This window comes from Paracoccus albus, assembly GCF_027913035.1.
Classification (GTDB): domain Bacteria; phylum Pseudomonadota; class Alphaproteobacteria; order Rhodobacterales; family Rhodobacteraceae; genus Paracoccus; species Paracoccus albus.
Genome location: NZ_CP115775.1, coordinates 2292238 through 2304570 on the forward strand (window position 1 = coordinate 2292238; position 12333 = coordinate 2304570).

Sequence of the window (12333 nt, forward strand, 5' to 3'; positions counted from 1 at the left end):
TCATCGGGTGATCCGGTTGATGTGACCCATCTTGCGCCCGTCCCTGACCTCTGCCTTGCCGTAAAGGTGCACTTGCACATCCGGCTCACGCAACAGCGCGGGCAGCCGATCCATATCCGCGCCGATCAGGTTTTCCATTACCACATCGGCATAGCGCTTCCCGTCGCCCAAAGGCAGGCCGGTGATGGCACGGATATGCTGCTCAAACTGGTCAACCGCACAGCCCGCCTGTGTCCAGTGCCCGCTGTTGTGCACTCTCGGCGCGATCTCGTTGACGATCAGGCCGGAAGGCGTCACGAACAATTCCACCCCCATGACGCCGACATAATCCAACGCGCCCACGATTTGCGCGGCCAGCAGCACGGCATCGGTGACCAGTGATTGCGGCACACCGCTCGGCACCGTCGTCGTCCGCAAAATGCCACCTTCATGGACATTCAGTCCCGGATCGAAGGCTGCAACCGCGCCATCCACACCGCGCGCGACGATTACGCTGATCTCGCCAGTGAACGTAACGAACCCCTCCAACACCGAGGGCGCACCTGTCCACTCACGCTGCGCAGGATCGCTAAAACGAACTTGCCCCTTGCCATCGTAACCCATGCGCCGGGTCTTGAGGATCGACGGCGTGCCTATCTGCTCCAGTGCTGCAGGCAGGTCAGCCTCAGTCTCGACATTGGCGAATGGCGCAGTCTTCAGGCCGAGTCCCTGCAGAAACTCTTTCTCGGACAGACGGTCCTGCGACACAGCAAGCGCACGACGATTGGGACGGATAGGACAAATAGATTCCAGGAGATCCAGCGATTGGGCCGGCACATTCTCAAACTCATAGGTGATGACATCCACCGACTCGGCAAAGGCACGAAGCGCTGCCTCATCCTCATAACCGGCCTGAGTCACCTGATGCGCAACATCGCCCGCGGGTGAAGCACCTGGTTCATAGATGTGGGTGCGATACCCCAGCCGTGCCGCCGCGACCGAGAGCATACGCCCAAGCTGACCTCCGCCAAGTATGCCGATCACTGCGCCCTGCGGAAGCGGATCACTCATCTTTCGGCTCCTCCGGGATAGAGCCAGAAAGCTTCTCTCGCCACGCATCAAGCCGTTCTGCCAACGCCGCGTCCGATAAAGCAAGAATACCCGCCGCCATCAGACCCGCATTGGCTGCACCCGCCGCGCCGATCGCCATGGTCGCAACCGGGAAGCCCTTCGGCATCTGAACGATCGAATACAGCGAATCGACCCCTGACAGCGCCTTGGTCTGCACCGGCACGCCCACAACCGGGACGCGCGTCTTAGACGCCATCATCCCCGGCAAATGGGCGGCACCGCCCGCGCCTGCGATGATCACCTTGAGCCCACGATCTGCCGCGCGCTTGCCATAGTCCCACAGCCGGTCCGGCGTCCGGTGGGCGCTGACGATCTTCGCCTCGTAACCGATGGCCAGTTCATTCAGAATTGCCGCAGCTTCACGCATCGTAGGCCAGTCCGACTGACTGCCCATGATGATGCCAACCGGCACGCCTGCTTTCTCGCTCAAACTCATATCGCCCCCGTCGCAGAAAGCCGCACTATATTCACCCCGTCGCGGGACGCAATAAATCCCGCCATTTCAGGCGATAATGTCGGGCGTCAGCTCATCTTCCAGCCGCGAGATCTTGTCCTTCAGCGCCAGCTTCTGCCGTTTAAGGCGCTGCAGAACCAGCGAAGAGGTGCCCGGCTGCTCGGCCAATGCGACGATCTGCTCGTCCAGCTCACGATGCTCCCGCCGCAGCACACTCAACTTGGCCCGGGCAATTTCTTCGTGGCTCATTTCGGACTGATAGCTCATGTCGGGCTCGTGCTGGATGCGGCGGTCGCTGATTATACGCAGCGATGCGAAAATGTTAACTGGCATCGCACATCTTGTCGCAGACAGTATTCATCCACATATTAACCACACGGGTCGCCGCTTCCGGGACCCGCTGAATGGGACGAGTCGCTGTATAAGGGCTTGAATAAGATGACGAAACTGACACTGGCGGCACATCCGCATCTTCTGGGCTTCGACCAGATCGAGCGCCTCGCAGAACGGGCCTCTAAAGGGGCAGAGGGTTACCCGCCCTATAATATTGAACATCAGGAGCCTGACGGGTTTACCATAACCCTCGCCGTCGCCGGTTTTTCCGAGGACGATCTGACGATATCTCTTGAAAACAGTCAGTTAACCATTGCCGGCAGGCAGCCCGATCAGGGAACTGATCGCGTCTGGCTGCATCGCGGCATCGCATCCCGCGCCTTTCAGCGCAGCTTCGTACTGGCTGACGGGGTCGAGGTGGATGGCGCGCGGCTGGAAAACGGGTTGTTGAGCATCGCGCTGAAGCGCAAGCCCCAGCCCAGCATTGTCAAAACCATTCCGATCAGCCGTAAATGAAGGGGATCACCATGGATACCAAATACGAAGAACTGCCGGAAGTGACCGGCAACACCGTTTATATTCGCCGCGTCGCGATGGACAGCTTGCCTGATGAGGTGCGCGAACAGGCGCCCGGCCTTGACAGCCTATACGCCGTTCACGGCCTTGATGGCGAACGTCTGGCCCTTGTGAAGGATCGCCAGATGGCTTTCTTCCTCGCACGCCAGAACGACCTGACCCCGGTCAGCGTTCACTAGAAAACCCCGACACGCGCCGTTGCGATCACCGTATCGCGGCGGCGCAGGGCTATTCCGGCCAGTCATATTCCGCTAGCATCGCCTGCACCGCGCGGTCATTGCCGCCTGTCCCCAGATTGGTCGCGCGCAGATTCTGCGCCTGACTTCCCGGCCACTCGATAACGCGGAAACGCCCGCCGATTTTTTCCGGGCGCGATCCCCTCAGCCGGTGCATCCAGTAAAACCAGACATCGTCAGCCGAAGGTGCCAGCCTCTGGAATTTGTCTGCATCTGTCACATCAGGGTGAAAAACCCCCGGCGCATAAAGGACCCCACCAACGCCCGTCGGAAAGATCAGCTCATTGCGATCTGGTGACCTCAGGTTCCACTCCCAGTCATCGTAGGCAGCGGGCCGGCCCTGCGCATCCAGCGTGACGCGATGCGTCCGATGTGCAACAACGCCTGCGTCAGCGCGCGCGATCAACCCTTCCAGCCAGCGGGCGCCGTAATACACATCATCATCTGCGGTCACGATATAAGCACCCGGCGCCTCCAACAGCGTCGGCACCAACTTTTTGTAGGATTTCCAGTTCGGACAGACGCAAACCTCTGCATCTGATTCGTGTATGGCAGCGGGCACCCGATCCATATCCTCGGCCGCGACCCACAGAATCACTCGATCAGCTTTCACAGTCTGACGCGAGACAGAGGCGACGACCCGCGCAGCCGCAGACAGCCGCGCGCCATAGCTCGTCAGGCTGACAATCAACGGCGCGTCCAGCCCATGAGGCCGCGCCGCAACATCGCGGGACGCAATTTCTGCTTCGGCGGCGCGAATACGGCGGGCGTGTTTCCAACGCCGGAATGCATCGGCGATCATCCCTGCCACGCCTTTCGAAGCCAGTCGATATTGCCGATCCGTCGGTACCATTTTCCGCCCCGTCCGGCAAAGACATCCTCCATTTTCGGATTGCCGGCAAATGCCACGATCTTCGCGCCTTCAGGCAATGTAGGATCGCCCAGATAGCTCAGCAAATGTCGCGGGACGCAATCATTCTTGAAGCTGACCACCCAGCCCTTCGGCCAGTAATTCAGATGCCCATGCTCAGCCAGTTGCGCCGATTGGAACTGCTGACTGATTTCGTAATTCGAGGTCGCGGCCTTCGGATCGGCCAGATAGGCGTCGAGGATATAGGTATGTTCGCCCACGACATAACGAAAGACAGAGCTATTGCCGACGGAATGCAGGAACCGGTCCCGCTCCGGGTTGACCTTGCGCAACGGCTTGGCCCGGAACAGATCGTCGTCGCGGATGATGAAATAATCGCCCTCCAGATCGAAGAAGGGCGACAGATCGTCGACGACCACCAGATCGAGGTCCAGAAAAAGCGCCACCTGCCCCGTCATCCCGCCCAGATCGCGCCGAAACAGCGCCAGTTTGCGCCAGCGGGTATCGCCATGTCCGTCCGGCAGGCCCAGTTCTGGCAGTGGCTGGCAATCGACACCGGGGTCTATCCCTGCTGTATCATCGGTGAAACAGACGAACTGGTGCGGACGGACCAGATGCCGCTGAACCTGCCTGTATAACCGGTTGACGTCATCGGCCCCATACATCGTGCCCCATTTGATGCAGATGACGTTAACGATTTCAGCCATTTCACCCCCGGCAAAAGAAAACGCCGGGCCATATTGGCCCGGCGCGTCATCTGGTTCAATGCTACGCTCAGCGCAGGCCGATCAGCCCCATATTCTCCAGCGTCAGCAGCACCTGATGCGCCGCGTTGTCAACATCAATATCGCTGGTGTCGACGCGCAGTTCGGGCGTCTTCGGCTCTTCATAGGGGTCCGAAATACCGGTGAACTCCTTGATCTTGCCCTCACGCGCCAGCTTGTAGAGCCCCTTGCGGTCGCGACGCTCACACTCTTCCAGCGGGGTCGAGACGTGGACTTCGCAGAAGGCACCATATTGCTCGATCATCTCGCGCACTCTGCGGCGGGTCGAGGTATAGGGCGCGATCGGCGCACAGATGGCGATGCCGCCATTCTTGGTGATTTCCGATGCGACATAGCCGATCCGCTGGATATTTATGTCGCGATGCTCTTTGCTGAAGCCCAGTTCCGACGACAGATGCTTACGCACCACATCGCCATCAAGCAGCGTGACTGGACGACCACCCATTTCCATCAGTTTGACCATCAGCGCGTTCGCAACCGTCGACTTGCCCGAACCCGAAAGGCCGGTGAAGAAAACGGTGAAGCCCTGCTGCGCACGTGGCGGCGAGTTCCGGCGCAGTTCCTGCACCACCTCGGGGAAGCTGAACCATTCCGGGATATCCAGACCTTCACGCAGACGGCGGCGCAGTTCCGTGCCAGAGATGTTCAGGACGGTCACGCCTTCTTCGATCTCATCCGCAGGCTCGTATTGCGCACGCTCCTGCACATAGACCATGTGTTTGAAGTCGACCATTTTGACGCCGATTTCATCCTCATGCGTGCGGAACAGTTCCTGCGCGTCATAGGGGCCGTAGAAATCCTCACCGGCAGAGTTCTTGCCGGGGCCGGCATGGTCGCGGCCAACAATGAAATGAGTCGCACCGTGGTTGCGGCGGATCAGCCCGTGCCACACCGCCTCGCGCGGGCCTGCCATGCGCATGGCAAGGTTCAAGAGCGACAGCGTGGTGGTTGCTTGCGGATACTTGTCCAGCACAGCTTCATAGCAGCGGACGCGGGTAAAGTGGTCCACATCGCCCGGCTTGGTCATGCCAACGACAGGGTGGATCATCAGGTTGGCCTGTACCTCACGCGCGGCGCGGAAGGTCAGTTCCTGATGGGCGCGGTGCAGCGGGTTGCGGGTCTGGAAAACCACGACCTTGCGCCAGCCCAGCTTTTTGAACATCGCGCGCAATTCGTTCGGCGTGTTTCGACGACCGCGGAAATCGTAATGGGTCGGCGACTGCAAGCCTTTGACCGGGCCGCCCAAATAGACGTTGCCCGCCTGATTGTGCAGATAGTTCACCGCCGGATGGGCCAGATCGTCTGCACCAAAGACCTTTTCGGCCTCGCGCGATTTGTTCGGCACATATTTATCCGTGACAGACATCACTGCCAGAATTACACCTTCCTGATCGCGAAGCGCGATATCGTTGCCCGGCTCCACCCCCTCGGCGAACTTGTCCGAAACATCCAGCGTGATGGGCATCGGCCAGAGGCTGCCATCGGCCAGGCGCATGTTTTCCACGACACCGTTATAGTCGTCCTCAGTCAGGAAGCCTTTCAGCGGACTGAAGCCACCATTCATCAAGAGCTCCAGATCGCATATCTGGCGCGGGGAAAGGTCCCAGCTTGGCATATCACCGGCCGCGTCTTTCAGGCTTGCAGCGGCTTCTGGTGAAACGAAAAGTTCAGGGATCGGAATGTGGTTCTCGGTCATCTCAAGGCTCGGTCAATACGGATAATGCACAGTCACAGCGACAGGCGATGCCCGCGGATAGCCCCACCGGCCGGGACAATCAACCGCAGGCTTCCCGATTTTGCGGTATCCCGCCGCATGGCGGCATTTCGGCCGATGCATGACAATCCTATCCTCCGTCGCATCGACGTGGCAGCGGAAGGTCATCCAGCTCATGCCGTGACATGCGACGTATGTCGGGATGATCCAGCAGATCACCCTGCGATGGCGGCGGGGTCAGAAACCTTGAGAGACGGTGCTTCAATCGGCGAATGAGATTTTTCATTTTATTAATATAAGGGAATAATTCTGCCTATAGTGTTGAGAAGTATTCGACATGATTTTAGATAATCTAAATGCAGAACCTGAACAGAATATCTCTCTCCGGGCTTCGCGCCATTGAGGCTGTGGCGCGCCTGGGCAGTCTGGGTGCCGCCGCAGCAGAACTTGGCGTGACCGCAGGTGCGCTTAGCCAGCGGATCTCCCGGACAGAGGCACAATTGGGTCAGCCTGTCTTTGACAGAACGTCACATGGCCTGCGCCCGACAGACACCGGCGCACTTGTCATTGCCCGCTTACTGCGCGGCATGACTGAACTTTCGGCAGCCGTCAGCCTTGCCGATCCGATACAGGAAGATGTTCTCAATATTTCTGCCGCGCCGCTCTTTGCCAGCCGCTGGCTCATCTGGCGGCTTCCGCGCTTTCACAGCCAGCATCCGGGTATTCGCGTCAGGATCGAGCCCGTCGTGACCATGATCACACCGGGTGTCGACGGCATCGACATCGGCTTGCGGGTCGGTGGCGGCGACTGGCCTGGCGTGCGAACCCAAAAGCTTCTTGATCAGCGTGTATTACCTGTCTGCGCGCCCGCACTCGCCCGCGACATCAAGACGCCGGCCGATCTTCTTGAACTTCCCCTCATCCGCGAGAACGACCATTTTGCAGGCTGGCGAGAGTGGTTGGCTTTGCATGAGATGAGCTTTCAAAAAATTGCTGCGGGCCCGGAATACGCCGATGGCGGGCTGTGTCTGGACGCGGCAATCTCTGGCCAAGGTGTGTTCATGGCATGGGAAACACTTGCCGCAGATGCCATTGCAGATGGCAGGCTTGTCGCCCCCGTTCCCGGAAGGGCACTGTCAGGCGACGCCTACTGGTTCGTTTCCGCAACAGAGGGGCGACGTAAACCGGCCATAGCGAAGTTTCACAAATGGTTGCAGGACGAACTTCTGTCGGTCACTCACGCTGACGCGGCGCGACCCTAAAGCTTGCGGCTGTCATAGGCCCAGTGCAGCAGGGCCTGCCGCTGGCGCGGGCGGCAAAAGACATCCCCCGGATCGCACGCTTTCGTCAACTGCCCGACATGGCGGCGCATCGCGCGCCACCGCCCGATCTGACGTTCGTCATCATCATGACGGCGACCCATCCAGTAGCGGCAATACCACTGAAACCAGCCGCGCGGATCGTCCTGATGCAGCCAGCCCTTGCGCCGCCATTCGGACAATGGCTGGCTGGCATCCTCGCCGAAACAGTTCAGGCTTTTGTCGGATTTCCCCGGCGACAGTTTCGCGTCACTGAACCATTCCGCGGGAAACTCATCACGACAATCGGTCATATAGCAGCCGCCGAAGACGCCAAGTCTCAACATCTCTGCCGGGGAAAGGTCGGGCGAGAAGCCTTCGTCGAACCCCTTACCCGCCGGCGCGGTCAGTTCATAGCTGTAACCGCTCTGCATCTTGTCATTGACAGTGACGCGGCTTCCCATCGGCTCAGGCCGGGACCTCTTCAATCTGTGCGGCGTCGGGCGCGGGCTCACCTGCCTCGTCATGCTCGGCAAGGAAGCGCTCCGCGTCCAGTGCGGCCATGCAGCCCATCCCCGCGCTCGTCACAGCCTGACGGTAGACATGGTCCGTCAGATCGCCCGCCGCAAAAACGCCCGGAATAGAGGTCCGCGTCGTCCCCGGCTCTACCTTCACATAACCGCCTTCCAACAACTCAAGCTGATCGTTGACCAACTCTGACGCGGGGGAATGGCCGATCGCGACAAAAACGCCAGAGGTATCCAGCGTCGATTCCGCGCCCGTTTTGACGTTGCGGATTTTCACCCCCGTCACACCCAGCGGGTCCTGTTCGCCCAGAACCTCGACCACCTCGTGATCCCAAAGCGGTTCAATCTTCGGATTCTTAAGCAGACGTCGTTGCAGGATCTTCTCTGCCCGCAGTTCATCGCGGCGATGGATCAGGGTGACCTTACTTGCGAAATTGGTCAGGAACAGCGCCTCTTCCACGGCCGTATTACCGCCTCCGATGACGACCACTTCCTTGCCGCGATAGAAGAAGCCGTCGCAGGTGGCGCACGCCGAAACGCCGAAGCCCTGAAACTTCTCTTCCGAGGGCAGGCCCAGCCATTTCGCCTGTGCGCCGGTCGCAAGCACAACCGCATCGGCGGTTACAACGTCACCTGAATCACATTCCGCGCGGAACGGCCGGACGGACAGATCCAACTTCGACACGGTGTCAAATTTTATGTCCGCGCCCATGGCGCGGGCATGTTCTTCCATCTTGACCATCAGGTCAGGCCCCTGAACCTCAACCAGACCCGGCCAGTTCTCGACCTCTGTCGTAATGGTCAGCTGGCCGCCGGGCTGCATACCCTGGATCAGCAGCGGTTCAACCATCGCGCGCGCCGCGTAGACCGCAGCCGTATAACCCGCAGGCCCCGAACCGATGATAAGCAATTTCCTGTGTTCCTGGGCCATCGCAGACTCCTGTATTGTGACTTGTCCTTTAGCTAATGCACCACCTGCACCTGTTCAATCGCGCATCAGCCATGCAGAGGGCGCCTCATCCGCATGTGAAATAATATTGCGTAGGAACAGCGTCGAGTATAGTTTCATTCCCACTCTAAGGGCACCTATTCCGGGGGCAGTTATGGCCAGCAGCAAACTCGACGACATTGACCGCAAGATACTGGCAGAGCTTCAGGCCGATGGTCGCATGACCAATGTCGAACTTGCGCGTCGAGTCGGAATTTCGGCCCCGCCGTGCCTGCGCCGGGTCCGCGTGTTGGAAGAAGCCGGATATATACGCGGCTTCCACGCAGAGCTTGATCCCGGCAGCCTCGGCTTCGAGGTACAGGTTTTTGCGATGGTTCGTTTGCAAAACCAATCGGAGCGTGATCTTGCCGCATTTGAACAGGCCGTGCGCGGCTGGCCCCTTGTTCGTGAATGCCACATGCTGAATGGCGAAATCGACTTCATCCTGAAATGCGTCGCCCCCGATCTTCGCAGTTTCCAGCATTTTCTGACCGAAAGCCTGACGACTGCGCCCAATGTCGCCTCGGTCAAGACGTCGCTCGTTATCCGTTGCGCCAAAGATCTGCCCGGAATCCCCTTTCCTGCCGGAATGCTGGGATCGGGGGAGGCCTGAAGTCGCACAGTCGCGCCGGTCAACGCATCCGAACGATTGTGAGATCAGCCCGGCAAAGCGATGGCCGAAATGAGGCGTCCGTAATCTGCCTCTCTACGATGCGAGCTGCGCCGATAGGAAAAGAAACGCTCAGGATCGGAATAGGTGCAATGCCGCGTCCATTCCGCCTCTACCCCCGCGGCCCGCAGCCGGGACAGACCGAATGCAGGCAAGTCAAACATCGGCTTTCCGTTCGGGCCGTTGGCGAAAAACCTTTGATAATCGGCATCTTCCGCCGTGAACTCATCCATGAAATCCCAGCCAACTTCATAGGCACCCTGTGAAATCGTCGGCCCTATAACGGCGCGAATGTCCTTCGCGCCAAGCGCGCGCATGGCATCCACCGTCGCCTCTAACACACCGCCAAGCGCCCCGCGCCAACCGGCATGAGCAGCCCCGATAACCCCGGCATCGACATCGGCAAAAAGGACAGGCTGGCAATCCGCAGTCAGCACCGAAAGCGCAACGCCTGGCGTCGCGGCAACAAGCCCATCGGCCTGAATTTCATTCGTTTTTTCGGCTTCCTCTGGCGCGCTCACCGTCACAACATTGGCAGAGTGAACCTGATGAACACCCGCCAGACGTTCCGGCGAAACACCCATAACCTCCGCAACACGCGCCCGATTCGTTGCCACCACATCGTTCTGATCTTTCGATCCGCGCCCGCAATTCAGCCCCGCATACAGCCCAGAACTCGCCCCGCCCTTGCGCGTAAAGAACCCGTGCCGGACACCATCCAAAAGGTCATGAGTTAGTATCTCAAGCGTCAGTTTCATTGCTCTCCGTCTTTGTCTGGGCCCGTCTTGCGGTGAAACCGGCCGGCGCGGGGGCATCGGTTGGCCAGATTGCAAGCACCTTAAACAACTCACCCATTTCGTCCGAGTCGGTCAAGCGCCGTGCCGCACTCCCTGCCCCACGATCACCCGCTGCGGCCAGTTTTGCAGCGCGCGCCCCGATGCCAAGCGCGTTAAGCAGATGTCCCTGCGTCGTATAACCAAACGAGCATCCCGCAGCATCCGCTGCCGCCGCAAGCGGCGCGAAATCAACATGCGCGGTCAGATCGGCGCCACCGGGATTATCAAAGGGATTAACGGTCTGGTGAGCTTCGACCACCTGAAAGGTATCTCCGCGCCCATTCCAGCCGCCATAATCTATGATCAATGCCACCCCGCCATCGCGGGCGATGCGCGAAGCGATTTCATTGACAATCGCCGCCGCCGCCGGACAACGCTCTATCACGTCGCCCTCATTTCCGGGCAGGTCGATACTCATTGGCGGACCAAGGCCGAAGGCAAGCCCGGCACCATCCAGCCCCACCAGCCGCTCGGCCCAACCGTTCGGACCGCGCTGAAACTGCTGGATCGGAAGCGCATCAAAGAATTCGTTCGCGATCAGGTATAAGGGCCCGTCGGGCAACTCGGACACATCGCCCAAGTGCACCACGTTTTCAAGCTTTGCCCGCTGCATCTCGCGCAAATGCGGTGATGCCTCGACCAGATGCAGCCGCACCGCATCCGACATGCCGGGCACGATTCGGATCGCGCGCAAGAGATCGGACATCAGCGTTCCCCGCCCCGGTCCAAGTTCAGCCAGCGTGAAGGGCTTTGGCTGGCCCTGATCCAGCCATGCTTGCGCAAGGCAAAGCCCCAGCAACTCGCCAAACATCTGGCTTATTTCCGGTGCGGTAATGAAATCCCCCGCCGTTCCAAACGGGTCGCGCGTTGTGTAGTAACCATGCACGGGATGCAGCAGGCACAGCTCCATATATCGCGCGACAGAAATCGGGCCCGAGCGCCTGATCTCATCAACGATCAGATTGCGCAGCGCCGTCATCTTGGTGGCAGGCGCAAGGCCCGGATGATGAAGGCTATTCCGATGACCAGCATCGGCAGCGACAGAAGCTGGCCCATGCTCATCCCCAGTGCCACTCGACCCAGCGGGTTATCTGGCGTGATGAACTGCGCATCGGCGACGCGGAAAAACTCCACGAATATCCGCGCCAAGGCATAGCCGCTCAGGAAGGTGCCAAGTGCCAGTCCCGGCCGTCGCAAACCACCGGCCAGCACAAGTGTAAGAAGCACAAGCCCCAGCAGAAGCCCCTCCAGCCCGGCTTCATACAACTGGCTGGGATGCCGCGCACAAAGCCCCTCGACCCCCGGACAGTTCTGCGCCGCTTCGCCGGGGAAAATCACACCCCAGGGCGCATCCGTCGGCCTTCCCCACAGTTCCGCATTTATGAAGTTGGCGATCCGGCCGAAGAACAACCCGATGGGCGCGACAACCGCCAACGCATCGGCCAGCCTCAAGGGTTGCACGTCATTGCGTCGCGCCCACCACCATGCCGCTAAAACGACACCCGCAAAGCCACCGTGGAACGACATGCCACCGCGCCAGACCATAAAGATTTCCAGCGGGTTCTGCATGTAATAGGCAGGCTGATAAAACAGCACAAAGCCAAGACGCCCGCCGATGATCACGCCGGCTACGATCCATGTCAGTAGATCCTCGACCTTCGCGGCGGGCATCGGCGCGCCGTCGCCCCAGATCCGGTCGGATTTCATCAGCCGCCAGACAGCCAATGCACCCAGAACGAGACCAGCAAGATAGGCAACGGCATACCAGCGGATCGGAAGCCCCTGCTCTCCGATGGGAATCCGGAAGATGTCGGGCGAAATATCGGGAAAAGGGATCATGTCAGTCCTTCAAGCTCGGCGGCACGCTAGTCGCAGAACGACCGGTGTCAACATTGAACCCGGCGGCCCACTGCCCCATATACGACAAAAGCCTGT

15 protein-coding genes are annotated in these 12333 nt (G+C 59.7%); 4 read left to right on the forward strand and 11 right to left on the reverse strand.

The features are described from left to right. The 3 genes from PAF20_RS11485 to PAF20_RS11495 form a co-directional block, all read right to left on the reverse strand. A complete protein-coding gene (locus PAF20_RS11485) occupies nucleotides 1–1050 on the reverse strand; it encodes a 5-(carboxyamino)imidazole ribonucleotide synthase (protein ID WP_271070773.1) in 1050 nt (349 codons plus the stop codon). Beyond that, a complete protein-coding gene (purE, locus tag PAF20_RS11490; RefSeq protein WP_271070774.1) occupies nucleotides 1043–1546 on the reverse strand; it encodes a 5-(carboxyamino)imidazole ribonucleotide mutase in 504 nt (167 codons plus the stop codon). Before purE ends, PAF20_RS11485 begins: the two co-directional genes overlap by 8 nt. A gap of 66 nt (nucleotides 1547–1612) precedes the next feature. Continuing rightward, nucleotides 1613–1831, reverse strand: coding sequence for a YdcH family protein (locus PAF20_RS11495; RefSeq protein WP_271070775.1), 219 nt, complete (start codon nucleotides 1829–1831; stop codon nucleotides 1613–1615). Nucleotides 1832–2002: 171 nt separating this feature from the next. Between PAF20_RS11495 and PAF20_RS11500 the strand changes: the two genes are divergently transcribed. Further along, on the forward strand, nucleotides 2003–2413 hold the full coding sequence (locus tag PAF20_RS11500) for an Hsp20 family protein (protein WP_271070776.1): 411 nt from the start codon (nucleotides 2003–2005) through the stop codon (nucleotides 2411–2413). A gap of 11 nt (nucleotides 2414–2424) precedes the next feature. Then, nucleotides 2425–2652 carry a DUF1150 domain-containing protein gene (locus PAF20_RS11505; RefSeq protein ID WP_271070777.1) on the forward strand — a complete coding sequence of 76 codons (228 nt, stop codon included), beginning with the start codon at nucleotides 2425–2427 and terminating at the stop codon, nucleotides 2650–2652. Nucleotides 2653–2701: 49 nt separating this feature from the next. Here PAF20_RS11505 and PAF20_RS11510 read toward each other — a convergent pair whose 3' ends face one another. The 3 genes from PAF20_RS11510 to PAF20_RS11520 form a co-directional block, all read right to left on the reverse strand. Then, complete coding sequence (locus PAF20_RS11510; RefSeq protein WP_271070778.1) at nucleotides 2702–3562, reverse strand: glycosyltransferase family 2 protein; 861 nt, start codon at nucleotides 3560–3562, stop codon at nucleotides 2702–2704. Next, nucleotides 3508–4287, reverse strand: a complete 780-nt coding sequence (locus PAF20_RS11515; protein WP_271070779.1) for a hypothetical protein — start codon at nucleotides 4285–4287, stop codon at nucleotides 3508–3510. Before PAF20_RS11515 ends, PAF20_RS11510 begins: the two co-directional genes overlap by 55 nt. A 67-nt stretch (nucleotides 4288–4354) precedes the next feature. Then, a complete protein-coding gene (locus PAF20_RS11520; RefSeq protein ID WP_271070780.1) occupies nucleotides 4355–6061 on the reverse strand; it encodes a bifunctional sulfate adenylyltransferase/adenylylsulfate kinase in 1707 nt (568 codons plus the stop codon). A 374-nt stretch (nucleotides 6062–6435) separates the two neighbouring features. On the opposite strand from PAF20_RS11520, the gene PAF20_RS11525 reads away from it, so the two are divergent. Then, nucleotides 6436–7341 (forward strand): LysR substrate-binding domain-containing protein, encoded by a 906-nt coding sequence (locus tag PAF20_RS11525; RefSeq protein ID WP_271070781.1) that lies wholly within the window; start codon nucleotides 6436–6438, stop codon nucleotides 7339–7341. Here the strand turns inward: PAF20_RS11525 and PAF20_RS11530 are convergent. Both PAF20_RS11530 and trxB read right to left on the reverse strand, forming a co-directional pair. Further along, nucleotides 7338–7841 (reverse strand): hypothetical protein, encoded by a 504-nt coding sequence (locus PAF20_RS11530; RefSeq protein WP_271070782.1) that lies wholly within the window; start codon nucleotides 7839–7841, stop codon nucleotides 7338–7340. The genes PAF20_RS11525 and PAF20_RS11530 overlap by 4 nt on opposite strands. Before the next feature lie 4 nt (nucleotides 7842–7845). Beyond that, nucleotides 7846–8835 carry a thioredoxin-disulfide reductase gene (gene trxB, locus PAF20_RS11535; RefSeq protein ID WP_271070783.1) on the reverse strand — a complete coding sequence of 330 codons (990 nt, stop codon included), beginning with the start codon at nucleotides 8833–8835 and terminating at the stop codon, nucleotides 7846–7848. Between the two features lie 172 nt (nucleotides 8836–9007). Here trxB and PAF20_RS11540 point away from each other — a divergent pair, with 172 nt between their 5' ends. Continuing rightward, nucleotides 9008–9505, forward strand: coding sequence for an Lrp/AsnC family transcriptional regulator (locus PAF20_RS11540; RefSeq protein WP_271070784.1), 498 nt, complete (start codon nucleotides 9008–9010; stop codon nucleotides 9503–9505). Between the two features lie 44 nt (nucleotides 9506–9549). On the opposite strand, the gene pgeF is transcribed toward PAF20_RS11540, so the two are convergent. Genes pgeF through lgt form a run of 3 tightly spaced genes read right to left on the reverse strand, consistent with a single transcriptional unit; the run spans nucleotide 9550 to nucleotide 12237 of the window. Then, complete coding sequence (gene pgeF / locus PAF20_RS11545) at nucleotides 9550–10314, reverse strand: peptidoglycan editing factor PgeF (RefSeq protein WP_271073316.1); 765 nt, start codon at nucleotides 10312–10314, stop codon at nucleotides 9550–9552. Beyond that, on the reverse strand, nucleotides 10304–11377 hold the full coding sequence (locus PAF20_RS11550) for a class I SAM-dependent methyltransferase (RefSeq protein ID WP_271070785.1): 1074 nt from the start codon (nucleotides 11375–11377) through the stop codon (nucleotides 10304–10306). The genes pgeF and PAF20_RS11550 overlap by 11 nt, the downstream gene beginning before the upstream one ends. After that, nucleotides 11374–12237 (reverse strand): prolipoprotein diacylglyceryl transferase, encoded by an 864-nt coding sequence (gene lgt, locus PAF20_RS11555; protein ID WP_271070786.1) that lies wholly within the window; start codon nucleotides 12235–12237, stop codon nucleotides 11374–11376. Before lgt ends, PAF20_RS11550 begins: the two co-directional genes overlap by 4 nt. Between the last annotated feature and the right edge of the window lie 96 nt (nucleotides 12238–12333).

Excerpts from the sequence above, each read along its gene's own strand:
- PAF20_RS11550 (WP_271070785.1), bottom strand. The coding sequence starts at position 11,377 with ATGACGGCGCTGCGCAATCTGATCGTTGATGAGATCAGGCGCTCGGGC.
- PAF20_RS11495 (WP_271070775.1), bottom strand. The coding sequence starts at position 1,831 with ATGAGCTATCAGTCCGAAATGAGCCACGAAGAAATTGCCCGGGCCAAG.
- PAF20_RS11540 (WP_271070784.1), top strand. The coding sequence starts at position 9,008 with ATGGCCAGCAGCAAACTCGACGACATTGACCGCAAGATACTGGCAGAG.
- lgt (WP_271070786.1), bottom strand. The coding sequence starts at position 12,237 with ATGATCCCTTTTCCCGATATTTCGCCCGACATCTTCCGGATTCCCATC.
- PAF20_RS11520 (WP_271070780.1), bottom strand. The coding sequence starts at position 6,061 with ATGACCGAGAACCACATTCCGATCCCTGAACTTTTCGTTTCACCAGAA.
- PAF20_RS11485 (WP_271070773.1), bottom strand. The coding sequence starts at position 1,050 with ATGAGTGATCCGCTTCCGCAGGGCGCAGTGATCGGCATACTTGGCGGA.
- PAF20_RS11515 (WP_271070779.1), bottom strand. The coding sequence starts at position 4,287 with ATGGCTGAAATCGTTAACGTCATCTGCATCAAATGGGGCACGATGTAT.
- PAF20_RS11530 (WP_271070782.1), bottom strand. The coding sequence starts at position 7,841 with ATGGGAAGCCGCGTCACTGTCAATGACAAGATGCAGAGCGGTTACAGC.
- PAF20_RS11500 (WP_271070776.1), top strand. The coding sequence starts at position 2,003 with ATGACGAAACTGACACTGGCGGCACATCCGCATCTTCTGGGCTTCGAC.
- PAF20_RS11525 (WP_271070781.1), top strand. The coding sequence starts at position 6,436 with ATGCAGAACCTGAACAGAATATCTCTCTCCGGGCTTCGCGCCATTGAG.
- PAF20_RS11510 (WP_271070778.1), bottom strand. The coding sequence starts at position 3,562 with ATGGTACCGACGGATCGGCAATATCGACTGGCTTCGAAAGGCGTGGCA.
- trxB (WP_271070783.1), bottom strand. The coding sequence starts at position 8,835 with ATGGCCCAGGAACACAGGAAATTGCTTATCATCGGTTCGGGGCCTGCG.
- purE (WP_271070774.1), bottom strand. The coding sequence starts at position 1,546 with ATGAGTTTGAGCGAGAAAGCAGGCGTGCCGGTTGGCATCATCATGGGC.
- PAF20_RS11505 (WP_271070777.1), top strand. The coding sequence starts at position 2,425 with ATGGATACCAAATACGAAGAACTGCCGGAAGTGACCGGCAACACCGTT.